Annotated in this window: 23 protein-coding genes; 18 read left to right on the top strand and 5 right to left on the bottom strand. The window is 37.9% G+C overall.

What is annotated here, in order from left to right:
• Nucleotides 1-86: 86 nt before the first annotated feature.
• The gene (locus DIS06_RS06590; protein WP_239421926.1) at nucleotides 87-2,087 is read left to right on the top strand and encodes a family 16 glycosylhydrolase; all 2,001 of its coding nucleotides are present in this window, start codon (nucleotides 87-89) and stop codon (nucleotides 2,085-2,087) included.
• 190 nt (nucleotides 2,088-2,277) lie between these two features.
• Nucleotides 2,278-2,892, top strand: a complete 615-nt coding sequence (locus DIS06_RS06585; RefSeq protein WP_110112458.1) for a PH domain-containing protein — start codon at nucleotides 2,278-2,280, stop codon at nucleotides 2,890-2,892.
• A 40-nt stretch (nucleotides 2,893-2,932) separates the two neighbouring features.
• Here DIS06_RS06585 and DIS06_RS06580 read toward each other — a convergent pair whose 3' ends face one another.
• Nucleotides 2,933-4,144 (bottom strand): MFS transporter, encoded by a 1,212-nt coding sequence (locus DIS06_RS06580; protein WP_239421924.1) that lies wholly within the window; start codon nucleotides 4,142-4,144, stop codon nucleotides 2,933-2,935.
• A 181-nt stretch (nucleotides 4,145-4,325) separates the two neighbouring features.
• Between DIS06_RS06580 and DIS06_RS06575 the strand changes: the two genes are divergently transcribed.
• The 9 genes from DIS06_RS06575 to DIS06_RS06535 all read left to right on the top strand — a co-directional run bounded on the left by DIS06_RS06575 (nucleotide 4,326) and on the right by DIS06_RS06535 (nucleotide 14,344).
• On the top strand, nucleotides 4,326-4,658 hold the full coding sequence (locus DIS06_RS06575) for an antibiotic biosynthesis monooxygenase family protein (RefSeq protein WP_110112456.1): 333 nt from the start codon (nucleotides 4,326-4,328) through the stop codon (nucleotides 4,656-4,658).
• 48 nt (nucleotides 4,659-4,706) lie between these two features.
• Complete coding sequence (locus DIS06_RS06570; RefSeq protein WP_239421946.1) at nucleotides 4,707-6,248, top strand: AraC family transcriptional regulator; 1,542 nt, start codon at nucleotides 4,707-4,709, stop codon at nucleotides 6,246-6,248.
• 244 nt (nucleotides 6,249-6,492) lie between these two features.
• A complete protein-coding gene (locus DIS06_RS06565) occupies nucleotides 6,493-8,316 on the top strand; it encodes an IucA/IucC family protein (RefSeq protein ID WP_110112455.1) in 1,824 nt (607 codons plus the stop codon).
• A complete protein-coding gene (locus DIS06_RS06560) occupies nucleotides 8,294-10,012 on the top strand; it encodes an IucA/IucC family protein (RefSeq protein ID WP_110112454.1) in 1,719 nt (572 codons plus the stop codon). Before DIS06_RS06565 ends, DIS06_RS06560 begins: the two co-directional genes overlap by 23 nt.
• A 21-nt stretch (nucleotides 10,013-10,033) precedes the next feature.
• Complete coding sequence (locus DIS06_RS06555; RefSeq protein ID WP_110112453.1) at nucleotides 10,034-11,272, top strand: AMP-binding protein; 1,239 nt, start codon at nucleotides 10,034-10,036, stop codon at nucleotides 11,270-11,272.
• The gene (asbD, locus tag DIS06_RS06550; RefSeq protein ID WP_110112452.1) at nucleotides 11,269-11,535 is read left to right on the top strand and encodes a petrobactin biosynthesis protein AsbD; all 267 of its coding nucleotides are present in this window, start codon (nucleotides 11,269-11,271) and stop codon (nucleotides 11,533-11,535) included. The genes DIS06_RS06555 and asbD overlap by 4 nt, the downstream gene beginning before the upstream one ends.
• A complete protein-coding gene (locus DIS06_RS06545; RefSeq protein WP_110112451.1) occupies nucleotides 11,532-12,515 on the top strand; it encodes a DUF6005 family protein in 984 nt (327 codons plus the stop codon). The genes asbD and DIS06_RS06545 overlap by 4 nt, the downstream gene beginning before the upstream one ends.
• Nucleotides 12,516-12,539: 24 nt before the next feature.
• Complete coding sequence (locus DIS06_RS06540; RefSeq protein WP_110112450.1) at nucleotides 12,540-13,373, top strand: sugar phosphate isomerase/epimerase family protein; 834 nt, start codon at nucleotides 12,540-12,542, stop codon at nucleotides 13,371-13,373.
• Nucleotides 13,374-13,669: 296 nt separating this feature from the next.
• Nucleotides 13,670-14,344 (top strand): GNAT family N-acetyltransferase, encoded by a 675-nt coding sequence (locus tag DIS06_RS06535; protein ID WP_110112449.1) that lies wholly within the window; start codon nucleotides 13,670-13,672, stop codon nucleotides 14,342-14,344.
• Between the two features lie 87 nt (nucleotides 14,345-14,431).
• On the opposite strand, the gene DIS06_RS06530 is transcribed toward DIS06_RS06535, so the two are convergent.
• Together DIS06_RS06530 and liaG are read right to left on the bottom strand one after the other, a co-directional pair.
• Nucleotides 14,432-14,845, bottom strand: a complete 414-nt coding sequence (locus tag DIS06_RS06530; RefSeq protein ID WP_110112448.1) for a VOC family protein — start codon at nucleotides 14,843-14,845, stop codon at nucleotides 14,432-14,434.
• Between the two features lie 94 nt (nucleotides 14,846-14,939).
• Nucleotides 14,940-15,788, bottom strand: coding sequence for a LiaG family protein (gene liaG, locus DIS06_RS06525; RefSeq protein WP_110112447.1), 849 nt, complete (start codon nucleotides 15,786-15,788; stop codon nucleotides 14,940-14,942).
• Nucleotides 15,789-16,034: 246 nt separating this feature from the next.
• On the opposite strand from liaG, the gene DIS06_RS06520 reads away from it, so the two are divergent.
• The 5 genes from DIS06_RS06520 to DIS06_RS06500 all read left to right on the top strand — a co-directional run bounded on the left by DIS06_RS06520 (nucleotide 16,035) and on the right by DIS06_RS06500 (nucleotide 21,280).
• Nucleotides 16,035-17,072: a FecCD family ABC transporter permease gene (locus tag DIS06_RS06520; protein ID WP_110112718.1), complete on the top strand. Its 1,038-nt coding sequence runs from the start codon at nucleotides 16,035-16,037 to the stop codon at nucleotides 17,070-17,072.
• Complete coding sequence (locus DIS06_RS06515; RefSeq protein ID WP_110112446.1) at nucleotides 17,069-18,079, top strand: FecCD family ABC transporter permease; 1,011 nt, start codon at nucleotides 17,069-17,071, stop codon at nucleotides 18,077-18,079. Before DIS06_RS06520 ends, DIS06_RS06515 begins: the two co-directional genes overlap by 4 nt.
• Nucleotides 18,080-18,095: 16 nt before the next feature.
• Entirely contained in the window at nucleotides 18,096-18,920 is an 825-nt protein-coding gene (locus tag DIS06_RS06510; RefSeq protein ID WP_110112445.1) for an ABC transporter ATP-binding protein, read from the top strand.
• A gap of 219 nt (nucleotides 18,921-19,139) precedes the next feature.
• A complete protein-coding gene (locus DIS06_RS06505) occupies nucleotides 19,140-20,108 on the top strand; it encodes an ABC transporter substrate-binding protein (RefSeq protein ID WP_239421922.1) in 969 nt (322 codons plus the stop codon).
• A 239-nt stretch (nucleotides 20,109-20,347) separates the two neighbouring features.
• Nucleotides 20,348-21,280, top strand: a complete 933-nt coding sequence (locus DIS06_RS06500) for an ABC transporter substrate-binding protein (RefSeq protein WP_110112444.1) — start codon at nucleotides 20,348-20,350, stop codon at nucleotides 21,278-21,280.
• A gap of 39 nt (nucleotides 21,281-21,319) precedes the next feature.
• Here DIS06_RS06500 and trhO read toward each other — a convergent pair whose 3' ends face one another.
• Nucleotides 21,320-22,228: an oxygen-dependent tRNA uridine(34) hydroxylase TrhO gene (gene trhO, locus DIS06_RS06495; RefSeq protein ID WP_110112443.1), complete on the bottom strand. Its 909-nt coding sequence runs from the start codon at nucleotides 22,226-22,228 to the stop codon at nucleotides 21,320-21,322.
• A gap of 181 nt (nucleotides 22,229-22,409) precedes the next feature.
• Nucleotides 22,410-23,285 carry a TetR/AcrR family transcriptional regulator gene (locus DIS06_RS06490; protein ID WP_162595903.1) on the bottom strand — a complete coding sequence of 292 codons (876 nt, stop codon included), beginning with the start codon at nucleotides 23,283-23,285 and terminating at the stop codon, nucleotides 22,410-22,412.
• Nucleotides 23,286-23,546: 261 nt separating this feature from the next.
• Here DIS06_RS06490 and DIS06_RS06485 point away from each other — a divergent pair, with 261 nt between their 5' ends.
• On the top strand, nucleotides 23,547-26,675 hold the full coding sequence (locus DIS06_RS06485) for an efflux RND transporter permease subunit (protein ID WP_110112441.1): 3,129 nt from the start codon (nucleotides 23,547-23,549) through the stop codon (nucleotides 26,673-26,675).
• A gap of 38 nt (nucleotides 26,676-26,713) precedes the next feature.
• On the top strand, nucleotides 26,714-26,854 hold the full coding sequence (locus DIS06_RS20105) for a hypothetical protein (RefSeq protein ID WP_162595902.1): 141 nt from the start codon (nucleotides 26,714-26,716) through the stop codon (nucleotides 26,852-26,854).
• Nucleotides 26,855-26,926 lie beyond the last annotated feature (72 nt).

The raw sequence follows: 26,926 nt of genomic DNA, 5'->3' as shown, positions 1-26,926 counted from the left end.
CACAGGTACTCGTTTCATGTCCTGTGAGTTTATTATGACTACTTTAGAAAGCGGTTTCAAAAAATAAAAGAAAGCGAGTGTAGATAGTGAGAAGTTATACGTTTAAGAAATCCATTTCTACTATTTTAATTAGTTCAATCATGTTAACTTCTTTCTTCACTAGTGTTTCTGCTGCAGAGGGTAAGGTCATCGACGTGAAAAAAGATTCAGAGGTACAGGCAACTGTTAAAAAAGATTATCGTCAAAAACCCACAAAAGAAATGTGGACGCAAGTTTGGGGAGATGAATTCAATGATGGACAAATCGACTCTTCTAAATGGACATTTGATTTAACAAATGGCCATTCAGTTGGATTACCTGGATGGGGAAACAATGAGTTACAGTATTATACAAATCGTGTTGAAAATGTAAGAGAAGAAGATGGAAATTTGGTCATCGAAGCACGAAAAGAAGAGTATGAAGGATTTGGTTACACATCTGCTCGTATTAAAACAAAAGGGTTGTTTAGTAAGAAGTACGGTAAATTTGAAATTCGTGCAAGTGCTCCGACTGGAAAAGGATATTGGCCTGCGATTTGGATGCTTCCTGAGAAAAATGTTTACGGAGGATGGGCTGCCTCTGGTGAAATTGATATTATGGAAGGTTGGGGAAGCAGACCACATACAATTGCTGGAACAATTCACTATGGTCAAGAATGGCCGAATAATGGATACAGTGGCGCAGAATACGAGTTTACAGATGGGAGTACAATTGAAGACTTTCATACGTATGCAGTTGAGTGGGAGCCAGGTGAGATTCGTTGGTATGTAGATGGAGAGTTGTATAGCGTAAAGAACGATTGGTATAGCCAAAGTCCAGGTCAACCAGCGAATAATGCCTATCCAGCTCCGTTTGATGAAGAGTTCCATCTTATTATGAACTTAGCTGTTGGTGGGAATTTTGACGGGAATCCGGAAGCTGACACAATGTTTCCAAAATCAATGAAAATTGATTATGTGCGTGTATACGAACTAACGGGGCGTGAATACCGCGAGCCAGTACCGCCAACAATTGAAAAAGAAGCATATTTGCCAGGTGCGAAGCTTCCACAAGAGGATGGGAACTTAATTTATAATAATCGTTTTACTGAAGATGTAGAAGGAGATGCTGGTATGGGTATTCCTAGAACAGCTCATTGGGCACTCTTTGAAGAATATGGTACGAGTAACAATGCTAAGGTGTCTATTGAAGACATTGATGGTGATCCATTCTTAAAAGTGGACATTAAAGACGCTGGTGGTCAGGTCTATTCTGTGCAGCCGCAAGCGATTGTTTCGCTAGCGAAAGGTCGATTTTATAAGCTCACCTTTGATGCGAAAGCAGAAGACGTAAGAAAGATGATTGTGAAAGTAACAGGTGGTGAATCCGTCGGCTATGCAAGCTATTCACCAAGTTTAGTCGCACATGTAACCGAAGAAGTGCAAAGATACGAAATTCCATTTCAAATGAAGAGTGCCTCTGATAATGCTGCTCGAGTTGAGTTTAACTTAGGAACAGACAGCAAAACGACATGGATCGGAAATGCCCGATTACAAGAAGTAGAGGATATTCCGTTTAATGATGATGTGTTGAAGACACCGCTAGCTGATGGAAATCATCTGTACAATGGTAGCTTTGATATCGGAGAAGCGGACGGAATGAGCTATTGGCATTTAGTACACAATGGTAAAGCTGTCCCTTCTAGTAGCGTTGATTCAGAAAAACGTGAATTAACAATCGATATTGGAAAGCCTGGTAAAAAAGTAGAGGATATTCAGCTTGTACAAAGAGGCATCCTTATTTCAAAAGATGATCGTTATAACGTTAGCTTTAAAGTAACTTCTTCTCATGACAATAAGGTAAAAGTGAAGATTGCTAACAAAGACGGAGAAGCGTATGCAAGTGAAGAAGTTAAATTGTCAAAAGGTGAGCAAATGGTTACATTACCTTTTGAAAAACTATCAGATGATTCGAATGCACAGTTTATTCTTGAACTAGGACATGCGAAAGGTACAATCAAGTTAGACAATATGAGATTAGCGCGTAAATTTTCACAGAATAATAGCTAATTAAACTAGGTGAATTCATTCTCTCTGAATGTTTCCTCAACGTAAAAAAATCCGACATGACCGTCCTGCTGTCATGTCGGATTTTTTTAAAATTTATTAACAATACTCGTTTTTGTAATAAAAGTTTAAAATTGTCAGTCATCTTGTTATGATAAAATAGTAAAAATAACAAACGGGGGAGGACATACAAATGTTTAAAAAGATAGCTTCAGACGCATTAGGGTTATCAGATATCGGGAAAATTATCAGTCCAGCTGATTATGATAAAACAGATGCAGATGATTACGTGATGCATGAAGATGGGGAGAAGATTTACTTCCTAATCAAAACGAAAGCTGATGAATATTGCTTTACAAATTTAGCGGTTATCCATGTAGACGGTGCGAATGCTGTCTCTTCAAAGCGTGTTCTTAAGCGCTATCCGTATTCTCAACATAAAATCTCAAACGTGTTTCTTGAAACAGCTGGTAAAATCGACATGGACGTTGAAATTAAGTTTATGTTAGGAAATCAACCATTTGACATTGATGTGCATAAAGAGCAAATCGAACAATTAAAAGACTTATACAAAGCACTTCTTCGTATTGCAGAAATGACGCATGAAAATCAAATTTATATGAAGATGGCTTCTCAAAGCTTAGATAAAGCGGTTAACATTTTACAAAATGCTAGAACAGACGATAACAAGTTAGCCGTGACATATCGTGAACTAACAGACTTTGGCTTTACATGGCTAACATCTGTTCATGACCAATACCACGTAAAAGATTTTGGCGATGTATTTGAAAAATACATTAATAACTAATAAAAAGCATCAAGCTGTTTTATCCACAGCTTGATGCTTTTTACTTGCTCGCTTCTACGTTAAAGGAATGAGTTGAGCGTAGCTGACGATATTTTGTATAAAAGAGGGTTGTCATGAAAATAGATACTGCTCCAAACAGGACCGTCATTAACTGTAAACCGATTGCGTCCAATAAAAATCCTGTAACGAGTAAAACAACTTGGAAAATAAGACGGTCAAGCATGTTTCGAAACGAGAAAAAGCGTCCATGAAACTCTTTTGGTACTTTTGTTTGAAAAATAGTTGCAGCTGTTGGAAAGAAGCAACCTACTGCAAAACCAAAGATAGCAAAAGCTAAAACAGATAAAAATGGGATATCTGCGAGGTAGAGAAGTAATTGAGAAAATCCAATGATAAATGAACATCCAAATAAAATTTTATAAGGTGATATTTTTTCTTCCATCTTTTTCACAAAAAGTGTTCCTAAAATAAACGTAATTCCTTCTGCTGTATATATCCAGCTTTTAATGGCTGAACTATCTTGCAACTCACTGATATTAATTACCATTAAATTGAATCCACCAATAAATAAAAGCGGAATCAATGTCATAACCAATGTCATAAACACAATCGGAAGTCCTTTAATAATTGGAAATACTTCTTTAAATCCAGCTTTGGAAACTTCGCCGTCTTTTGTCTCTTTTTCTTGTTTCGTCTCATCAATGGTTAAAAACCACGTTAAAATAAATAATCCAAGATAGGCAATTAAGGAGGTGATGTAAAGCATTGATAAAGACATCACTACTAAAAAGATACCAGCAACAGCTGTTCCTAAGATACGCGATAACGTCGAGACATTCATATAGATACCATTTAGCTGTAATAAATCTTTTTCCTCTACTACAAGCGGAATCGCTGCTTGAAGAGCAGGGAAGTAAAAGGCAGCCGATATTTGAATACAAATAAGAAAGACAACCATCCACCAAACAGATCCTGTCTCAATGGCAATTAACATAAAAACTACACTGAAACTGCGTGTGAATCCAGAAATAAGCATAACCGTTTTCTTATTTGCTTGATCCGTAAGTCGACCCGCTAACGGTCCAAATGCAATACCTGCTAGAAGTCCAACAGCTAAAATGACCGACTTTAAAAAGTCAGAGGGTACTTTTTCTTGCATAAATTCTAAGTTTCCAATGATACCAAGCCATAAGCCAAGTCCTGCGATAAATTCTCCTGCTAATAGAATCCATACATTTTTGTTTTTCCACATGTGCATAAGCCTCTCTGTTAAAATTATTTCGTTTTCCTAAATATACTTCACTTTTTTATATTTAGGAAACTATTTTTCAATGATTTTAGGAAAAAATACCTTTTTTTAATATTTTAATTGAAAATGATAATCTTTATCAACTATAATAACATAAAACAATCAGTTAAAGGAGAGATTATTTATGTTTGTGCAATTAAAAACGATTCTTGTGACGGAAGGACATGCTGAAGAAATGGTCGAACGTTTTGCCGCAGAAGGGATTATCGAACAACAACCGGGCTTCCTAGATTTAAGTGTATTGAAAAAGAAGCAGCGAAAAGGGAACGAAGAAGTGTTAATTATGATTCGTTGGGAATCAGAAGAAGCATGGAAGGCATGGGAAACAAGTGATGTTCACCTTGCTGGTCATCGTGCGAATCGAGGTAAGCCATCTCCATCATTTATTTTAGAAAGTCGTCAAGATGTTTTTCACGTTTTAGGACAGAAGTTTTATACAGAGCCAACTCTTCGTTAAGAATGAAGCATTTGGACATAGAAGTGACGGAGAAGGAAGGTGTTACAAATGGGTGGTCTTCATTCATTTCACTCAACTTCGGTATCTTGTTTAACGATACGAGCAGGAAAAACACAATGGATTAATGACGATGAGAAGCAATTAATGCTTTTATATATCGCCTCAGGTGATGGTCAGCTTTCAACAGAACAAGAACGAATTCCCTTAGTAGAAGGAAAATGTTATTGGGTGACAAAATCAAGTATGCTTGTCGCGTCTGCTAACTTGTTAACAGTGTACACGATGTCTTGGATTGAAGATAAACTAACAAATAATTGGTTAGGTGAGTTGCAAAAAATTCCACTTGCTAGTCAGTCGCCAGCTAGAGTGATTCCTCTGTATGAGGATTTGCTTCTTTTGCAAAATAAGCCTTCTTTTTCAGAGAAATGTCGGTTTCAAGCCACTGTATGGAATGTGATGTCAGCTTTAACAGATGTAACGGAAGTGGACAATATGGAAGAAGCGGTATCGTTTATTCGCCAAAATCTCTCACAACCTTATTCCGTTACCGAGCTTGCTGCACGAGCAGGAATGACACCAACCTCATTTTCAAGAGCGTTTCGCAAAAAAGTAGGAATGTCTCCAAAAGAGTTTTTAAATGAAGAGCGAATAAAAGTGGCAAAAGAGTTGATGATTCAAAAAAAAGGAATGACAACAAAAGATATAGCGCACCATGTTGGAGTTCAAGATGAATTCTACTTTAGTCGTTTGTTTAAGAAAAAAGAAGGAGTGCCGCCTACTATTTATATGAAGCGAGCAGATGAGCGCGTAGCGGTTATCAGTCAGATGTTCCTTCAAGACCATCTGTTGTCTTTAGGTATTCAACCAGTAGCAGCGCCTGCTTATCCATCGTTATTTCCATTGACAAACGGTGTTCCATCTTATCTGTCCAAACAATTAGAAGGAACGTTTCTGTTGAACGCTGAACAAGGAATTGAAAAATATGAAGTTCTACATACAATGCCTGACCATATTATTAAAACGCCTTTGCATCATAAAGAGCAATCAATCTTATGGGGGCGTGATTCAAATGTACATGCTATAGACGTTCAAGAAACATGGGACGGGTACTTGCAACAACTATCCGTCTTATTCAATAAGGAATGTCATGTAGAAACCGTGATGGAAGAAATACGTATGATTGAAAACCAAGTAAAAAATCAGATTTGTTCTACGATTAAAACAGGAAAGTGGGCCGTTTTGTGGATTCGCTCTGATGAAATTCGTTTATATGGTTATTCTGGTCATGCTTGTATCGATTTACTTTTTACAAGGTTAGAGTTTGAGCCTCATCCATCTTTACCGAAAGAACAATATCAAATCGTAGAAGTAGAAGACCTTGTTTTGCTGAATCCAGACAAGGTGTTAATTTTGTGGAGTCATGAATCAGATGTGTTGAAAGTATCAAGCTCTCCACAATGGTCGTTTATTAAGGCTGTACAAACTGGAAACGTTTACTGTCCAAATAGTATAGAGTGGGATCCATGGGGTCCGATTGGTCGAAAGCATATGCTACAAAGTTTAGTCTCTTTTTTTGAAGGTAGCGCGTAATATTCAACGTGACAGGATAAAAAAGAAACCAAGAGAATTATTTGTCCATATAATATGTTCGAAATTTCTATGTTCAGTTTAATTGATAATATTTATCATTGAGAATGAATTTCAATATTAGTTACTTTTTAGATAAACCTTATTAAATAAATAAAAATTGTTCGGGTCATCGAGCAATTTTTTTAAAATCAATTGAGAATGATTCTCTTTTGTTAGGACGATCGAATCAAGGAAGGATGGAATTATGGTTCAGATAGCTAAACAGATAGCAGAAAATGCCTCTTTTCAAGCGTTTGTAAATAGTTACATACGTGAGGTCAATGAAGGCCATTTAGTGGAGACAGAGGAATGGATGCGAGAACAAGCATTAACGTATCTTGTAACGGGTGGGCATGTGCTTGAACTGCATTTGCCGCATCAATCGCTTCGTTTAGCGCTAGAAGTCGACTATTTATCGTTAGTGGGTAGGCACTCTTTTGGTTTTATTTTTAAATATGACGAGCGTAACAAGTCATGGCAACAGGAAGGTCGGTTATCGGTCATGATGATGTTAACACAAGAGTTACATTTACAAGCAAAATCTAATGGCTGCTCATCACTTGCTTCTCATTACGATGAACTTCTTCTTCGTTTAATTGAAAGCTATCATACGATGACAACATATGTTGAAAACCGAAGCAAAGAGGCGGAGAAGCTGTATTCAGGAAGCAGTCGCTTTATTGACACGGAACAGTCTTTGCTATTTGGACATTGGCTACATCCTACCCCGAAAAGCCGACAAGGGATGGCGAGTTGGCAACATAACAGTTATGCACCAGAACTTTGCGGAACCTTCCAATTGCATTATTTTAGTGTGAATGCCGCTTACGTTCAAGAAGCCTCTGTTCTAAAAAAAAGTGCAACAAATTTAATAAAAGAAGAGCAACCACTAGTGAAAGTGAAAGAAGGGCACCATCTCATTCCAATGCATCCACTTCAAGCACAATGGTTGTTACAACAAACATATGTAAAAGAAGCGATGAAAGAAGGAATCATTGAAGATTTAGGTACTCTTGGTAAACAGTTCACGCCTACTTCTTCTATTCGAACAGTTTATAACGAACATGGAAAATGGATGTACAAATTTTCAATTCCGGTAAAGGTAACCAATTCTTTACGGGTAAACCGTCTTCATGAATTAAAGGCCGGTGTGATCATGGCAGGCTTGCTAAAGAAGGGAGATTTCTTGAGAAAACATCCAACATTTCGTGTAATGGATGACCCTGCTTATGTAACCGTTACGCTACCTAATCAAAGTGAGGAAACAGGCTTTGAAGTTATCGTTCGCTCTAACTCGTTCCCAAAAGGAAAAGATGAGGGAGTAACTTCGATTGCTGCTCTTGTTCAAGATCCATTACCAGGTAGTCAATCTCGACTGAAAGAGATTATTTTACATCTTGTAAAGTCAGAATCGCGTTCGAAAGAAGAAGTTAGTCTAAAGTGGTTTCGAACGTATTGGGAATGTTCAATTGATCCGCTGATTCGCCTTTTTGATGAGTACGGGATTGCATTAGAAGCTCATCAGCAAAATAGTGTCCTCAATGTATCGGCAGGTTACCCGACAGCTTATTATTACCGTGATAATCAGGGCTTTTATTTATCATCGACTTATCGAAATCAATTGCTTTTTCAGGAAGAAAACTTAAAAGATGCACCTGAACTTTTTTATGAAGATCATGTGATAAAAGATCGCTTTGCTTACTACTTGTTTATGAATCAATTATTCTCGATTATTCATCGATTTGGGGTAGACGGTCTTTTAGAGGAAGAAAAGTTAGTTGAAGAAGTCATAAATAAGCTGAACGAGCTTCATCGAGAATTAAGCGGCGTCGGAAAAGAGTTTGTAGACATGATGCTTCACCAACCAGAGTTAGCATGTAAAGCGAACTTATTAACTCGCTTTCATGATGTAGATGAGTTAGAAGCAGAGCTTGAACAAGCTGTCTACACAACGGTATCAAATCCATTTGTGGAATATAAAAAATGGCTTCAGGGAGAGGAAAACTATGCTTCAGCACTTATGCTCTAAAACAGAATTGAGAGTGAAACGTCAATTACTTGAAGCCATGCTGTTTGAACAGTTGCTTCCGTATGATCGTGAAGGGGATACGTTTCGTCTATATGGGAGCTATGGCACTTATGAATGCAAAGGGAAACGAGGAGCTTTTAATCGCTTTCGTATACAAGAAGAGTGCATGTATCAAATTGAGAAAGATGGTTCATTGGTGGAGATTGCACTTGAACAGTTGGTGGAGGAATTAACGTCTGAACAATCAACGAAAGCGCGATTATTAAACGAGCTTGAACAAACAATTCGTTTAACAGAGTGGAATGAATTAAACCTCGCTCCACCTCTTGGATCGAGAAGAGAGCTCTCTTATGAAGAGTTAGAATCTGAAATTATAGAAGGACACCCGTATCACCCTTGTTTTAAAGCCAGAACCGGCTTCACGATTTCAGACCATCAGCGATTTGGGCCAGAAGCAAAGCAATCTTTTGCTCTTCAATGGCTCGCTGTTCGTCGTAAAGATATAAATTTTTCTTTTCCTTATGAAGAATGTGATTTTTGGAAGAATGAAGTGGGTGAAGAGGCATGGAATCGCTTTATTATTCAATTGAAGCAAGTTGATAAACAAATCAGTGACTATACATTTTTACCTGTTCACCCTTGGCAATGGTCCTCCTTAGTCAAAAGTAAAATGCTTGACCAAATGCTGAAAAATGAAGACATCATTCCTTTGAAATATAACGGAGATTTATATCGAGCAACGCAATCTGTGCGTACGTTATGGAACGACACACAACCTGAAAAGGCACATGTGAAACTGTCTATGAACATGGTGAACACGTCATCTCTTCGAACACTTGCTTCACATTCTGTTTGTACAGCTCCTCACCTTTCAGCGTGGCTAAACCGAATTGTTGAAGGGGATTCATATTTACACTCATCACTCATTTTGCTAAAAGAGTACGCAGGAGCAATTTATGAGCCGAAGGATGAGCAAGTAAGAGAGAAAATGGACGGACAGCTTGGTGTCATATGGCGTGAAAACATTCGAACGTATATGAAAGAGGAAGAAAAAGCCGTTCCTTTTACAGCTCTTCCGTTGTTAGAAAGAGATGGAGAGCTTTTCATCACACCATGGTTAAGGAAATACGGCATAGAGAAATGGATCGAACGCTTTGTAGAAGTAGCGATTCTCCCCGTTTGGCATCTTCTAGTTGCCCATGGGGTAGGAGTAGAAGCGCATGCACAAAACATGGTGCTATTACATGAAGATGGGTGGCCAACTCGAGTCGTTCTTCGCGATTTTCATGAAAGTGTGGAATATGTAGAGTTCTACTTAACGAGCCCCGCTATTCTTCCAGACTTTCAACGTTTGCATCATTCTTATAAAGAGGCTCCAAACAATCAATATTATTGGATGTCTTCTGTAGAGGGGTTAAGGGAGCTTGTGATGGATACGTTGTTTGTTTTTCATTTAAGCGATTTATCATTTGCTCTTGAAGCATATGAAGGGTACAAAGAGCACTTATTTTGGACACGAGTCCATACAAGCATCGAGAAACACCTCGAACGTTTTCCTTCTTTACGAGAGCGTCATGAACAGCTTCGGATGAATCAACCGCGTATTTATACAGAATCACTATTAATGAAAAAAGTAAGTGCGAAAAAGCAAGAGAGTTATCGCCATCTCGTAGTCAATACGCTGGCAATGATTTAAAAGAAAAAGGAGATCGTTATCATGTTTTTTGTGAATGATCAGTACTACACGAGAAAAGATGTAGAGAAGCAACATAGGAAGTTTGCAGAGATGGCTATTTTACAAAACGTTGAACATAAACGAATCGCTGTTTGTCTTCCTAATACATTTGAGTGGCTAGCATTTTGTTTGTATATGAAAGAAAAAGGCGGTTCAGTTGTTCCTATTCACCCTGCAACTCCGAAAGAAGCAGCACTTCGTTTTGCGAATGCAACATCTAGTCACGTTTTATTTTTTGAATCACTTGAATTCCCAATCGAGTTATCACAAACAAGAAATGATCGAGAAGGTGTACTCGTTCAAATGAGCTCTGGAACAACAGGGAATCCGAAATGCATCGAACGATCATGGGAATCGATTGAAGAAGAGCTTGAAAGTTATGTATCCGTTTGGCCCATCGATAAAGGTGCGACATCGATTATCGCTTGTCCTGTTACTCATTCATATGGGTTAATTAGTGGGTTCTTATCTTGCTTAGAAAGAGGGGCGGAACCAGTCGTTGTGACAAATTTAAATCCTAAGTATGTGATCAAAAAATTAGTTCAACAGCCTGTTCATATTCTATATGGAGCTCCAGCACTTATTTATACACTGATACGTCTGTTACCTAAAGAACAACGATTACATGCTGTCATGACTTCAGGAACAGTGATCCCTGCGAGTTGGTTGTCACTTTTACAAGAAGTATCCGATTATGTGTTTCAACAGTATGGATGCTCAGAGGCAGGTTGTGTCGCGTTTCATCCTCGTGTAGAAGCACCTGAAGAAATGGGATATGCACTGCCACATGTAACGGTACAAGCAGGAAAACAGAAGGAACAACCAGGGGAAATCATCCTTCGCACATCTTCACGTGTTATTTCGACGAAGGACTTAGGCTACATGAAAGAGGACGGGACGTTGTGTTTCGTGTCACGGATGGATGACACCATTAATGTAGCGGGGTTAAATGTATATCCTCAAGAAGTCGAACATGTTCTAATGGCGGAGCCAAGAATAGACGAAGCGGTTGTTTACAAAAAACAAGATGTCTATGCAGGAGAGCGTGTATGCGTACAATTTGTTGCAAGTGAAGCGGTAGAAGAACAGGCCTTAAGACAATGGTGCAAAGGGCGATTGTCACCCCACCAAGTACCAGTTGAATTTGTTCAAGTGAAAGAAATTGCGAAATTACCAAATGGAAAAGTGAGCAGAAAGTTACTAGGAGGAATACTAGTATGACGAGAGAGCAATTACTGCAAAGCGTGTATGACATCATGAAAGATAAATTAGAACTGCCAACGTTATCCTCATTTAACGAGAGTGCCCGTTTAAATGAGGATTTGTACATGGACTCTATTATGATTCTTCAACTTCTTTTACATGTAGAGCTCGACTTAGGGATTGGTGTTCCTGATGAAGTACTTTCGCCAAAAGAACTTCACACTGTTCGAACATTAATTGACTTTTTAGATCGTCTTCAAAAAGCGGAGGAACATGCATGATTAAAGTACATTGTTTTGTGAGTTGTGTATGTGAAGTCATTAAAAAGGCGTCAAATGTGGATCATCGACCGTATTACTTTGGCGTATGGGATGCAGATTTTGATGTGCTTGAAGGGGCGGTATTAAGTTATCATTCCGAACGAATTGATCACGATTTTTTCAAGAATTGGTATGAGTTATTATATGGAATTCAGCTTCATCAATGGTACGACGAAGAGCAGTCTAAAGAGGAAAACGTACAGCGTATGCTTGAGCTAATTGAAAATAAGCCTAATTATCGCCATGTGATGGTGATGATTGATCTTTCCATGTTACCAGAACGAGAAAATAAGTTTCATCAGCGTCCTTTTCCACATTATGTCATGTTAGATACGACAGAAAAAGAAGATGAATGGTTTATGTTTGATCCTGATTTTCGTTGGAAAGGTGTTTTACCAAAAGATAAAATTTTAGGTGCGATACGTGAACCATCTGTAAAAGGTGGCTATTATTTTGATGCTGATCATATTACGCCAACATCATCTGAGACGATTGAAGCTTATTTTAAAACATGTTTAAAGCATCATGAAAACCCAATGACCGATGCTGTTCGATTCATCGTAAAAGAATATACAACAGGTAATGAAAAACACCGATTATCTGAATTAACAACAGCCTTAAAACAACTACCGGTTCTTGCGATTCGAAAATATGCGTATGAGCATGCTTATGCGTACTTTTGGGAGTTACTTGGTTATGAGGAAGATGACTTTGAAGCATGGTGTGACGAGATTGAACTGCTCGTAAAAGGTTACACAACGGTTCAATATCGTGCCATGAAGCTTGCGTTGACCGGGAATCTTGAGGATGCAAAGGGAATTTATGAAAAGTTAGATGAGCTAGATGAGCGAGAGTTTACGATTAAACGTGGACTACAGAAATGTTTTGATGAGTGGTGTCAGCAGCGGGAACAGCGCGTGCTGATTTCGAGTTACTATTGAAACGAGAGACGGAGGAATTAATCAATGAACCTTTCTATATGTACCATTTCATTTCGTCATCATCTTCATTCACTAGATCATCTAGCACAATGGGCGAAAAAGCAACAATTTCAAGGGATTGAACTTTGGGGAATTCATGCGAAACATTTAGCAGATGACCTTTCCTATCATGCAGAGTGGCTACAATCATATGGGCTGTACGTCAGTATGCTGAGTGATTATCTTCCGTTAGAGGCATCATCACTTGAGATGGTCGATGCTGTGCAAACATTATCATCTCTTGCACAGCGATGGGGAACGAACAAAATACGCACATTTGCTGGGCAAAAAGGAAGTAGAGAAACAGGTCGAGAAGAACGAACGTATCTTGTGAATCAGCTTCGTCTCATTTGTGAGCACCTTTATGAAAGAGGTCAATACGTGCTTGTAGAAATTCATCCTAACACGTTAACAGATACACTTTCTTCTACGGTGCAATTTTTAGAAGAAGTCGATCATCCAGCTCTACGTGTAAACTTTGATGTTCTTCACATGTGGGAATCAGGTGCTGACCCAATCGAGGCAGCTCAAGTGCTTCGTCCGTTTATTTCGCACTTTCATTTAAAAAATGTTGCATCACGTGATGATTTATCTGTTTTCGCACCTCAAAATGTGTATGCTTCGGCAGGCTCAAGAGAAGGAATGGTACCGTTATTTGATGGAGCCGTTGATTACCATGCGTTTCTATCATCCATTGCTCCAATTATGAAGATAGATGCATCTCTTGAATGGTTTGGTCCAAACGTGAAAGAAGTGTTAGCTAGCGACAGAGAGCAAATAAATCGCACCATACATGCAACGAATATTCACCTATCTTAACGAAAACCTCTTATGACACCGTCTTTCGATGTGTGTAGTAAGAGGTTTTATTTATAAGAAATGTCTAAGTCGTTGCATGATCGTTATTTTCTTTCCTAACAGAAACAAGTGACAACAAAAGTAGTAAATTTTTACAAAAAGGGTAATAGAATAAGGGGAAATGGACCACGACATGAGTGAACAGTTGACGTGAACATATAAACACTCTGGTGACATGCTTTCAAGATTGTCACAAGAGCTTTACGAAACATGGAAAGTGTAAGGGTCTTTTTAACGCAGGAAAGGGGGAGGGGACGGTGTATCAAAAAGAATTATTTGTGTTTAACGACGATCAACCGGTCTCAGCAATCATACGTAACTATGAGAAAGAAGATTTTTCAGCGTTAATAAGGGTTCAACAAGAAAGCTTTCCACCTCCGTTTCCACCTGAATTATGGTGGAATACAGAACAGTTAGCAAACCATGTAAATCTATTTCCAGAAGGGGCACTGTGTATCGAAATCAATGGAGAAATCGTCGGTTCGATGACAGGATTACTCGTAAACTTCGATCCGAATCATCCAAATCATTCATGGGAAGACATCACGGATAATGGGTATATCAACAATCATGAGCCCAATGGGAATGCGTTGTATGTTGTTGATATTAGTGTATGTCCTTCGTATCGAAAGCTTGGTCTTGGTAAATGGCTGATGTTGTCAATGTACGAAGTGGTCGTTCAGCGAGGTGTAGAACGATTACTAGGTGGAGGGAGGATGCCAGGCTATCATAAGCAAGAAAGGAATATGACAACAGAGCAATATATACATGCTGTCATGAAAGGACAATTAAAAGATCCGGTTATCACGTTTTTACTTCGGTGCGGACGTACACCCGTTAAAGTGATAGCTAATTATTTAGAAGATGAAGAGTCTCGTGATTATGCTCTGTTAATGGAATGGAAGAATCCATTTTTAACAAGGAATAGCTGATAGAAAGACCACGATTGTTGACAGTGAGTAATCGTGGTCTTTTGCCGATTCAGCTTATCTTGAGCTTGTAGCAAAGAGTGTCTTGTACTATGAACCCGTTGTGTAATTTAAATCCCAAATAACCCCAAAATTATCTGTTACTTTTGCAAATTTTGCACCCCAAAATGTATCTTGAAGTTCCATTAAGACAGTACCTTGAGCAGAAAGACGGTTATAAAGCTTTTTAATTTCTTCTTCGGATCCTAACTCCAGTGCTAATGAGATATTATTCCCAACTGTTACATTCTGATTTAGAAATGCATCTGATACCATGAAGAATAATACGTCTTTTTTAAATTGAGCATGCATAATGTGTTCGTCGACTTCTGGAGGAGTTGGAAAGTTGGCTTCTCCAAATGTTTGAACGTTTAAGATTTCACCTTCAAATACGTCCTGGTAATAGTGTAGAGCCTCTTTTGCATTTCCATCGAATGTAAGATAAGGGGTTGCTTGATAGTTCACTCGTATCAATCCTGCTTCATTTTAATGAAAGATTTTTGTATATTTCCATTATAATGAAGGGTGAAGTGATTGTAAAGAACGTTTGTTCTTGTTTTTATTGGAGTTGCAAATCTCCACTTGATACATCAACTTTAATAGAATGTTTACCAGATCCGTGTGTTCCTTCAATTGTTCTTTTCTCTTGTTTCGAATCGTCAAGAGGAAAATGATTGGTTATATCACCACTACTCACATTGCCGCGAAGTGTAAAATCGGCATTATCAGGAAGGTCGATGGTGGCTTCACCTGAGCTAACATCTACATCAATGGCATCAACAAGTTCATCCATTTGTACGAAAAAGGCCCCAGATGATACATTGGCATCTAATCTTCCTTTATACTGATGAACATTCACTTCACCAGAACTCACATCAAATTTTCCTACATCGGTTGTAATGGATTTCATCGTCACGTCTCCTGAAGCAATATTTCCTTTGAATTGATTCATCAATACATTCTGCAGTTGGACATCACCAGATCCAACATTTAACGTAAAATTATTTAAGTGAAAGGGTTTTTTAGGGGACAAGATGACATCACAAGATCCCAATGAAATCTTCATATCACGATGATAATCTTCTGGGATGTAAATGAGCAGTTCAGATTGTTCGAATGAAGAAAACCAATCAAATGGTTTTCGTTTATATTTGATGGTAATTGTATCTCCACGTTTCGTCACCTCTACTTTCCCTTTTCCTTTTAAGTCTGTTTTTACATCTTCTCGTTCTTCAGGAATAATGGTTGTCTTGATACTTGTTAATTCCATATGAATAGAGTCGATTTTGGTTGTTACATCTGCCGCTTTTCCCGAAGTAGCAAACGGTAAAAATGACAGAGATGGAAGGGTAGAGTATAAAAGAAATCCCCCAATTAACATGAAAAAAATAATGAAAATACGTTTCATAGGATTACCTACTTTCTATAATGGCTGATTTAATTGTAAATAAAATCCAATATTTCCACAATGAACGTAAGCATTATTTTTACATAAGACTTGAGACGTATGAATAAAAATCATGAAAATGAAGTGATTAGTATTGTGAAAGACAGCAATCTATATTATCCTTTTAATTGATAAAGATTATCAATGTCAACTAATTTAGGAAGGTTGCTAGAAAAGATGAGAGAGATCAACCAAACTTCTGATCGTATGAAAGAAATGGAGGAAAGTGAATTACATCAAATAAAATCAAGGCCAGTGGTTACCTCAATCGTGCTCATTGGTGGACTAGTTGCACTGTTTTTAAGCATGGGAGCGTCGATATCGGTAGGAGCAGCTGATATTGATCTCATGACAGTCTGGCAAGGAGTATTTTATTTTAATCCTGAGTTTACGTCTCACCAAATCATTCAAGAATTGCGTATGCCTCGTGCGATCACAGCTGCTTTAGTAGGAGCGTTTTTAGCGATATCAGGAGCGATTATGCAAGGGATGACTCGTAATCCACTTGCTTCACCTTCAATTATGGGTGTAACGGATGGCTCAGCCTTTGCAATTGCATTGGCCTTTGCATTCTTTCCTGGAACGTCTTATGTGGGATTAATGATATGGTCTTTCGTAGGAGCAGGAATCGGTGCAGGCCTTGTTTTCACAATCGGTGCACTTTCAAAAGGAGGACTGACGCCCGTTAAGCTTGCGTTAGCTGGGGCAGCAGTAGGAGCTCTATTAAGCTCTTTTTCTTCTGCAATTGCTATTCACTTTCAAGTGGCACAAGATATTAGTTTTTGGTATGCAGGTGGGTTAGCAGGTACAAAGTGGATGAGTGTAAAGCTGGCATTACCGGTTGCGATAGTAGGGATTGCACTTGCCATTATTCTATCTCGTTCTGTTACCATTTTAAGTCTAGGAGAAGATGTGGCTAAAGGGTTAGGTCAACGAACGGTTATCGTAAAAATATTAGGAACTGTTGTCGTTCTTTTACTAACGGGAGCAGCTGTATCTATAGCAGGTTCTGTTGGATTTATCGGATTAGTAATTCCTCATATTACACGCTTTTTGATCGGAGTGGACTACCGAATGATTATTCCGTGTTCTGCGGTGCTAGGTGGACTTTTATTAGTATGGGCTGATATTGGTGCACGAATGATTAACCCCCCATTTGAAACTCCTGTGGGAGCCGTTACTGCTATTATTGGTGTGCCTTTCTTTCTTTATTTAGCGCGTAAAGAAGGGAGAGGGTTATCATGAACAACTTGAACAGAAAAGCGCTGATGAAGATGGTCATCATCTTCAGTTTAATTGTTGTTACGTTTTTTATTAGTTTAAATTTAGGTGTTATTCGTATCGCCCCTTTAGATGTAATTCGAACATTTATGGGGGTTGGAACGGATCGAGATCATTTAGTTTTATTTGAATTTCGGTTACCACGTATGGTCATTGCGTTATTAATTGGAGCGGGACTAGGTGTTTCAGGTGCTATTTTACAAGCTGTTTCACAAAACGGATTGGCTGACCCAGGTATTTTAGGGATTAATGCAGGTGCTGGATTAACGGTTGTGATTTTTATCTTTCTGTTCCAAGGTTCGATGACAGGATTAGGAACATTGTCTGTTTTTACGTTACCGTTGTTTGCGCTAATTGGTGCATGTTTAGCTGCTTTTCTTATTTATTTACTAGCATGGAAAAGTGGTGTGACACCTGTTCGGCTTATTTTAGTTGGTATTGGAGTAAATGCGGCGTTTGGAGCAGCATTGATTATCTTTCAATTAAAAATGAATCCAAGAGATTTTATGCAAGCGACCATTTGGTTATCTGGAAGTATATGGGGAACGAATTGGAAGTTTGTCTTCGCAATGTTACCATGGATTTTCGTGTTTCTTCCTCTTACTTTGTATAAAGCACGGTTTTTAAATGTGATGAATCTAGGTGATCAGCTCGCAACAGGGCTTGGTGTGAGAGTAGAGAAAGAGAGAAGAGTTCTGTTATTTTACGCAGTAGCATTAGCAGGATCATGTGTAGCTGCAGGTGGAGGCATTGCGTTTCTTGGTTTAGTTGCTCCTCATTTAGCACGGAGAATTGTCGGGCCGAGACATGAAGTACTGATTCCTGCCACTGCTTTAGTTGGTGCATTTCTACTTCTGTTAGCTGATACAATTGGTCGAAATTTATTAGCTCCTTCAGAAATCCCGGTAGGCATTGTTGTATCAGCGCTAGGAGCTCCGTACTTTATTTACTTATTAATTAAAGCAAATTGACGAGGAGAGGATAGAGATGGCATCACTATCAACAGAGAAGTTACATATCTCGTATGGAGATGTTGAGATTGTAAAAGAACTAGATCTAAATATTCCTAACGGTAAAATTACGACAATCATTGGACCAAATGGATGCGGGAAGTCGACTATTTTGAAGACAATGTCTCGCATAATCAGTCCGAAAAGTGGTTTTGTTTACTTAGATGGAAAAGCGATACACAAAGCATCAACAAAAGAGATTGCACAAAAAATGGCTGTTTTACCTCAATCACCTGAAGCACCCTCTGGCTTAACTGTGAAAGAATTAGTTTCGTACGGTCGTTTTCCTCACCAGAAGGGGTTTGGCAGATTAACGAATCATGACCGAGAAGTCGTTCAATGGGCATTAGAGGTAACGGGGATGTTAGAGTTTCAAGAACGAACGGTAGATGCATTATCAGGTGGACAACGTCAACGAGTATGGATTGCGATGGCCTTAGCCCAAGAAACAGATTTACTCCTTTTAGATGAACCGACCACGTATTTAGATTTGGCTCATCAACTAGAAGTATTAGAGCTATTAGAGAAATTAAATAAAGAAGAAGGACGAACAATTGCCATCGTTATTCATGATCTGAATCATGCAGCAAGGTTTGCGCATCATATGATTGCCCTTCGCTCAGGTCAAATTATGAAAGAAGGTACACCAGAGGAAGTGATGACACCTTCTATATTAGCGAAAACATTTAACATTGACGCTGAAGTCGTCAAAGATCCTCGCACAAATCGACCTGTTTGTATCACGTATGACTTAATGAAAAGTGAAAAGAAAGCTGAAAAAGAAGTAAGCTTAGCAAGGTAATAGATTCCGCTCTCTAATAGGGCGGAATTTTTTGTTCATTCATTAAACTACAATACGTGTGGAAGTAACCTACACGTTACTTTTAAAAAAGAATGATGAAGTGTGCGAAGAAGATGAACAATTTGTCCAGCTAAAAAGATTCATTTAGTCATAGTCAATTGAGAACATTATCATTACAATTGATAATGAATTTCATTATTAATAACGGGGGACAAACAGATGAAAAAGCATATTTTAATGTTCGTACTATTGTTAAGCTTTGCATTTGTGTTAGGAGCTTGTTCAAGTTCAACAAACTCAGATGCGAAAAAAGAGAATAAAGTAGAAGAAAGTACAAAAGAAGATGTGAAAGAACACAATAAAGTAGAGGAAACACGTGTTGTTGAACATTTTAAAGGAAAAACAGAAGTACCAGCGAACCCTAAAAAAGTGGTTGTATTATCACACGTTTCTTGGGAAGGGTCGTTAGTATCAGTTGGTGTTAAGCCACATGCCATTATGGCATATGACGGAGAATTTCCTCCCCACTTAAAAGAAGAATTACAAGGTGTTGAACCAATTCCATATGCAGATGAAATCAACCCTGAAGAAATTGTGAAATTAAACCCAGACTTATTAATTATTAGTGATCGTTATGAAAAAATTTATGACCAACTTTCAGCAGTTGTTCCAACGGTTGTTGTAGAAGTTGGAGGAGACTGGAAAGAAGATCATTTAAAAGTAACAGAAGCAGTTGGAAAGCGTGAAGAAGGTCAAAAAGTTATTGACGACTTAGCGAAAAAAGCAGAAGAAACTGGACAAGAAATTAAAAAGACAATTGGTGATAAAAAAGTAATGGCTGTGTCTATTAACAAAAAAGACATTCGCGTATTTGGCCGTACGGACCACGCCTTAAACGAACTATTATTTGAAGATTTAAAATTAACACCAGCAGAAGGGTTACCAGAAGGCTTTGGTGAAAACATCTCAATGGAAGGTTTATCAAAGTATAACCCAGAGTTTATTATCGATGTGACGTACTTTAATAGTGGTGACTATTACAAATCAGTCATGGAAGGCGAAGTATGGAATAGCCTAGAAGCTGTAAAAAATAATCAAGTATATACGTTAACAACAACTTGGGGCTTCTGGGATCCAATTGAGCGTGAAAAAGGAATCGACGAATTAAAAAAACTAATTGTAAAATAATGATAGGTAAGATACATCAAAAAGGAAAGCTGTCCGCTATTGATAGTGTACTTTGTCTAAAATAGGAAGTGCAAATTAGGCTGTTGAGAATACGTTTCCCAACAGCCTAATTTTTCGTAAAAGTACTTCCTTTTTTAGAAAAAATCTTTATAATTGAAAATGAATATCAATATCATCTTAGTGTTAGATAAAGTTATTTATTTTATTTTAACGAATACATACAGAAAGTAGGAAGACAGATGAAGAAAAAATCATGTATCCTAGGCCTCATTTTTCTTCTTCTTCTAGCAGCTTGCTCAAATAATGAATCTAAGCCTAGTAAAGAAGAGAACGCGATGAAAGTGGTTGAGCATGACGGTGGAAAAACAGAGATACCAACGAATCCTAAGCGAATCGTTTCTATGTACTATGTAGGACACTTATTAACACTAGGAATTAAGCCAGTTGGAACGTTAAAAAGTGAATTAGAATCGCCATTTCTTCAAGGCAAAGTAGACGGTATTGAAGACGTTGCGGGTGATCCGATTGCAATTGAAAAAGTGATTGAGTTAGAGCCAGATCTTATTATTGCAGCGGATGAAAGATCAGCGGAAGAGCTATCAAAAATTGCACCAACTGTTGTTATTGAATATGGAAAACGCCATGCAGTCGATGAGTTGAAAATGCTCGGTGACATGTTAGGGAAAGAAAAACAAGCAAATGATTGGCTTGCTTCTTATGAGGCAAAAGCAGAAGAAGCAAAAGAGAAGATTTCAAAAGTGATTGGCCCAGATGAGACGGTGACCGTATTAGAAGTGTGGGCCAAGAATTTATATGTTTATGGAAACAAGTGGGGAAGGGGAGGTTATAATCTTTACAATGCGCTAAACTTAACACCTCCTGCACTTGTAAAAGAAAACTTAATTGATAACGAACCTTATTTAGAAATTTCACAAGAAGCATTGCCAGATGTAGTAGGTGACCATGTGTTCTTATCTGTATATGCAGATAATGGTGGAGATAAGCGAGCAGAAGAACTCCAAAATAGCGGACTATGGAAGCAACTACCTGCTGCTCAAAAAGGAAATGTCTATGAGATTGAACTAGATGAATTCTTTAACTTCGATCCTATTTCACTAGAAAAGCAATTAGATATTCAAACAGAGTTAATTCTTTCAAAGCTTACTAATTAATAAAAAACGAGGAGAGTGACGTCTCCTCGTTTTTTATGCTTAAGATTGAACAGCGTGCTCTTTTACATAGCGGTTATGAGGATGTTCTTTACACTCAGAACTGCAAGAGCGTAGGTGTTCATGCTCACACTCCTCACAAAGAAGAAGATGGTCGTTACAATCTGGATTGCCACACTTTACATAACGCTCTTCAGGCTCTCCACAGTAATAACATTTTCCAACAACGGTTGCTTCTTCTGTACGATTAACAGGCACGGAAATACGTTCGTCAAACACATAACATTTTCCATCCCATAAACGTCCTTTTACTTCTTCATCATAGCCGTACGTAATAATGCCTCCATGTAATTGAGAAACGTCTTCAAAGCCTTCATCGACAAGGAATCCAGAAAACTTCTCGCAACGAATTCCGCCTGTACAATACGTTAACACTTTTTTATCTTTATGTTCACTTAAGTTTTCACGAATCCAGTTGGGCAACTCACGGAACGTTTCAATATCGGGACGAATGGCATTTTTAAAATGACCTAAATCATATTCATAGGTATTTCTAGCGTCTAAGATGAGTACATCATCTTGTTGCATCGCTTCATAGAATTCTTTCGGTGAAAGATGTTTGCCTGTTGTTGCGTTTGGATTTACATCCTTCTCTAAACTTAAGTTCACAATCTCTGGTTTTACTTTCACTTTTAACTTTTTGAATGCATGTTCATGGTACGGTTCAATCTTAAAGATCATATCTGAAAAACGCGGGTCATTTTTCATCGCCGTCATATATGCTTCGGTTTGCTCTAGTGTACCAGAGACTGTGCCATTCATTCCTTCATGAGCAATTAAGATACGACCCTTTAGTCCAAGCTCTTCACAAAAAGCAAAGTGCTCATCACGAAATACAGCAGGGTCTTCAATTGTGACGTATTTATAATAAAGTAATACTTGATAATCCATGTTTTCTTCACCTATTCCTTATCAAACTTTCCTATTTATCATAACAAATTTACGCAGGCTAAAGAAGTGGCGGTTAAATATAACAGTCGTACACCACTTCTTTACTTTTATCTATAATAGGCGAAAACCGCCATCTGCAAGGAATATGAAGGGTAAAGCTCAATGAGTAAGTGAGGGGAGTTTAAAGTACTTTTACTCCCATGAGCTTTGCGATTTGAACTCGGTGTGATTGAACCGCCTCAATTTCTTTAAGATTTGCTAGCATTCCTTGAATGAGTGCGTGCTTAGGTTCTTCTTTTTCCAACTCTTCTTTTAAAATATCAAAGCTTACATGAAGATCTTCTTCAAGATTAGGCAGTTGATCGAGTGTTACTTTCATGTCTTCTATAATGTCGTGAAGAGAGGCAGAAGGCTTCTCGTGATAACGGTGATCTAATTCATACATGTTTAAAAAGGAAGGTGGTAAAATCGGTTCTTCCTTGCTTTTTAGTAAACCTTCTACAATGTTATCAACACGATTTAAGATGTATCTTACTAGCTTTTCAAAATCAAGAGAATAGTGGTTAAAAATAATCACTTCTAAATAAGAGTGGTAAATTCCTTCGACTGTTTTCGTTATATCAGCAATGTATGGAGTGACTCCATCTCCATAGATGGTTAATAAATTTTCTTGATGCAACCGTACATTTTCTCGTTGAATACGGTGGATAAACTGTTCAATTTCATCATTAAACGGAATTGACTTTTCACGTATTTGCATGATAATAAAATTTTTATTTTCACTAATGAAATTATAAAACACTTTCAATTGAGCTTTATAATTCTCACGTGGTTCGAGTTGTTGTTGTTTAATCTCAACTAATTGTGTAGCAATCTTATCGTGATAGTAGTTAAGAATGGATAAAAGCAGGGCATCTTTCGATTTGAAATAAATGTAAAAAGAGCCCTTCGAAATGTTACATAGCTCTACAATTTCTTGAACAGATGTAGAGTTAAAGCCCTTTTTGGCAAATAGTTTAATGGCAGCCTCAATAATGAGTCTTTCTTTTTCTTTCAAAGTATTCATCCTTCCATTTTGCACATGTGACCTTGCTTCTAGCCAAACGTCCTTCTTTGTTTTGTAACTCTAGTATAATACACATTCTACCTGGACTAAACACCAGGCATGTGGTTTCGATATGTTGAGAATAGAACTGACCAGTTAGTCATACTTTTAACAAAACGTTCATAATAAAATGATTGACACTGACTGACTGGTCATTTATATTTTATTTTATCGTGACTAGTCAGTCAATATGAATGATGAGGAGTGCTTTATTTGGAGAAAGTGATTGCATTTTCATTGAAAAATAAGTTTGTAGTATGGTTGTTAACCATTTTTGTCATCATTGCAGGTGTGTATTCTGGTTTAAATATGAAACTAGAAACCATTCCAAATATCAATACACCGATTGTGACGGTGATGACAGCTTATCCAGGTGCAACGCCAGAAGAAGTTGCAGATAAGGTAAGTAAGCCCATTGAACAAAAGGTTCAAGGATTGGCAGGAGTCGAGGTAGTTAGTTCGTCTTCTTATCAAAACATGTCTGTTGTACAAGTCGATTATTCCTTTAGCAAAGACATGAAGGAAGCGGAGGAAGACGTTCGTCGGTCGTTACTAAACATAACGCTTCCCGATGCTGTTCAAGATCCTACCGTGTCACGTCAAAGTATCAACGATTTCCCAATCATGTCACTTAGCCTTTCACATGAAAAGGAGTCATTAGATGAACTAACAAGAATGATACAAGAAGATGTGTTACCTGAACTAGATAAACTAGCAGGGGTGTCATCTGTTAGTACGTCAGGGGAGTTAGTTGAAGAAGCAGAGCTTGTTTTTAACGAAGAGAAGTTAAAAGAGTTAGGTCTTAAGGAAGATACAGTCAAACAGCTTATTTCGGCATCTGATGTGACGTTCCCACTCGGTCTTTATACGTTAGATCAAAAACAGAAGTCTGTCGTTATAGATAGTAACATTTCAACAATTGAAGACTTAGAAAACATTGAGATCCCTGTTGTACCAAGTCAAACAGCTCCAATGACCCAACAAGGAACGACAAGCGATTTAGGGGGATCAGCGACTCCTGGACAAGTGCCAAGTACTGGTGGAGGAGTACCAAGCGGAATTCCAACTGTAAAGTTAAAAGATTTAGCGGATGTAGAAGTGAAAGGAAATATTGAATCCGTTTCACGAACAAATGGAAAAGAGTCCATTGGTCTTCAAATTGTCAAATCAACAGATGCAAATACAGTTGATGTTGTAAATGCGGTGAAAGAAAAAGCAGAAGAACTAGAAAAACAATATGATGGCTTAACAATTGTAAACACATTTGACCAAGGAAAGCCGATTGAAGAAGCAGTAAGCACAATGCTAAATAAAGCACTCATCGGTTCCGTTTTTGCTGTTATCATTATTTTGCTGTTTTTACGAGACATTCGTTCAACGATTATCGCAGTCATCTCTATTCCGCTTTCACTATTAATGGCTATTTTAGCGCTAAAGTACATGGACATTTCGTTAAACATCATGACGCTCGGAGCGATGACAGTTGCGATTGGACGTGTTGTAGACGATTCAATCGTTGTAATTGAAAATATTTACCGTCGTATGTCGAAAACAGATGAAAAGCTATCTGGTGGTGAATTAATTGTTGCGGCCACAAAAGAAATGTTTGTGCCAATCTTGTCATCAACTGTTGTGACAATTGCAGTCTTCTTACCGCTCGCTCTTGTTGAAGGACCTGTAGGAGAGTTGTTTTTACCGTTTGCGTTAACGATTGTGTTTTCGCTACTGGCTTCTTTACTTGTTGCGGTTACAATCGTTCCGATGCTTTCAGATGTTTTATTTAATAAGAATTTAAATCATAAAGAAGAACGTCCTAGTAAGTTAGCTCACGGATATAAAAGGGTCTTAAATTGGTCTTTAAATCATAAGTTTATTTCGTTTGGGCTTGCTATGCTTCTTCTAATCGGAAGTTTCTTCTTAGTGCCACTTATTGGCGTAAGTTTTTTACCTAGTGAGGAAGAGAAAACGATCATTATTTCTTACTCTCCGGAACCAGGACAAACAAAAGAGGAAGTAGAAGAAGTAGCTGCTTCTGCAGAGAAGTATTTTATGAAGCGAAAAGATGTGAACATGATTCAATATTCACTAGGTGAAGGCAATCCATTTAACCCAGGAAGTTCAAATGGTGTCCTTGCTTTTGTTGAATATGAGGAAGACACAAAAGAATTTGAGAAAGAAAAAGAAACAGTTTTAGAAGATTTAAAGAGTGATACAGAAAAAGGCGAGTGGAGTACCATGGATATGGGTACAGGAGGAAGTAATAACACACTCAACTTATATGTATACGGAAACACCATTGACGAGATTAAACCGTATGTGAATGATATGCAAGAACTCTTGAAAAAGCAAGGTGACTTAGAAAATGTAAGCTCAAGCTTAGCTGAAACGTTTGAAGAGTATACACTCGTTACAAACCAAGAAAAAGCAACGTCATTTGGTTTATCCGCTGCTCAAATTGGAATGGAGCTATCAAATTTAGGTGAGCGTGAAGTATTAACGACGATTCAAAAGGACGGTAATGAAATAAATGTCTATTTACCAAAGGATAAAAAAGATTTCTCTACTCTTGAAGAGTTAAAGAATACGAAAGTGACAACGCCGATGGGGATAGATGTACCACTAAGTGACCTTGTTGAGATTAAAGAAGGGGAAACATCAGATACGATTACGCGCCGAGATAATCGTATTTATGCGCAAGTAACAGCTGATATTAAGAGTGATGATGTAAGTAAAGTATCATTGGCTGTTCAAAAAGAACTTGATCAATTAGAGTTGCCTAGTAGTATCGATATTAATTTTGGTGGGGTAACTGAGCAAATTACCGAATCGTTTACGCAACTAGGACTTGCAATGTTAGCGGCAATCGGAATTGTGTACTTCGTTCTCGTTCTTACATTTGGTGGGGGGCTCGCGCCGTTTGCAATTTTATTCTCCTTACCATTTAGCATTATTGGTGGCCTCGTTGGGTTACTTATTGCAGGTGAAACCATTAGTATCTCTGCGATGATTGGTGCTCTTATGTTAATAGGAATTGTTGTGACCAATGCTATTGTGTTAATTGATCGTGTAATTCATAAAGAAAATGAAGGGTTCTCGACACGTGAAGCATTGCTAGAAGCAGGAATGACGCGTTTACGACCAATTCTAATGACCGCTATTGCGACGATCGGTGCTTTACTACCTCTTGCATTTGGTTTAGAAGGTGGCGGGTTAATTTCAAAAGGTTTAGGTGTAACAGTTATTGGAGGATTAACAAGCTCTACATTATTAACACTTATTATTGTTCCTGTTGTGTATGAGTTTTTTATGAAGTTCAAACGTAAAAAGAGAAAAGAAGCATAACTCGTTTTCTCTAAAACTTTTCAAAAGGTGTGTTATACATGAAATCGATTGATGCGATGATCAAAGCACTAGCACGAAAAGGAATTAATGCACAAAAAGTAAAAGTGAAGAAAGAAAAAAGAGAATTACTATTACTACAATCGTATAAACAAGAGTGGCTTCGACATTCTAATATGTAAAAAGCAAGGGATTCGTGAACTGCACCCCAATTGTTAGACACTGGTCTAACAATTGGAGGTGCAGTTTTTTAT

Origin of the sequence: Bacillus sp. CGMCC 1.16541 (assembly GCF_003184905.1) — a bacterium.
Lineage (GTDB): Bacteria > Bacillota > Bacilli > Bacillales > Bacillaceae_H > Priestia.
Note: the sequence above shows the minus strand (reverse complement) of the source record. Positions and strands in the feature narration are given on the sequence as shown.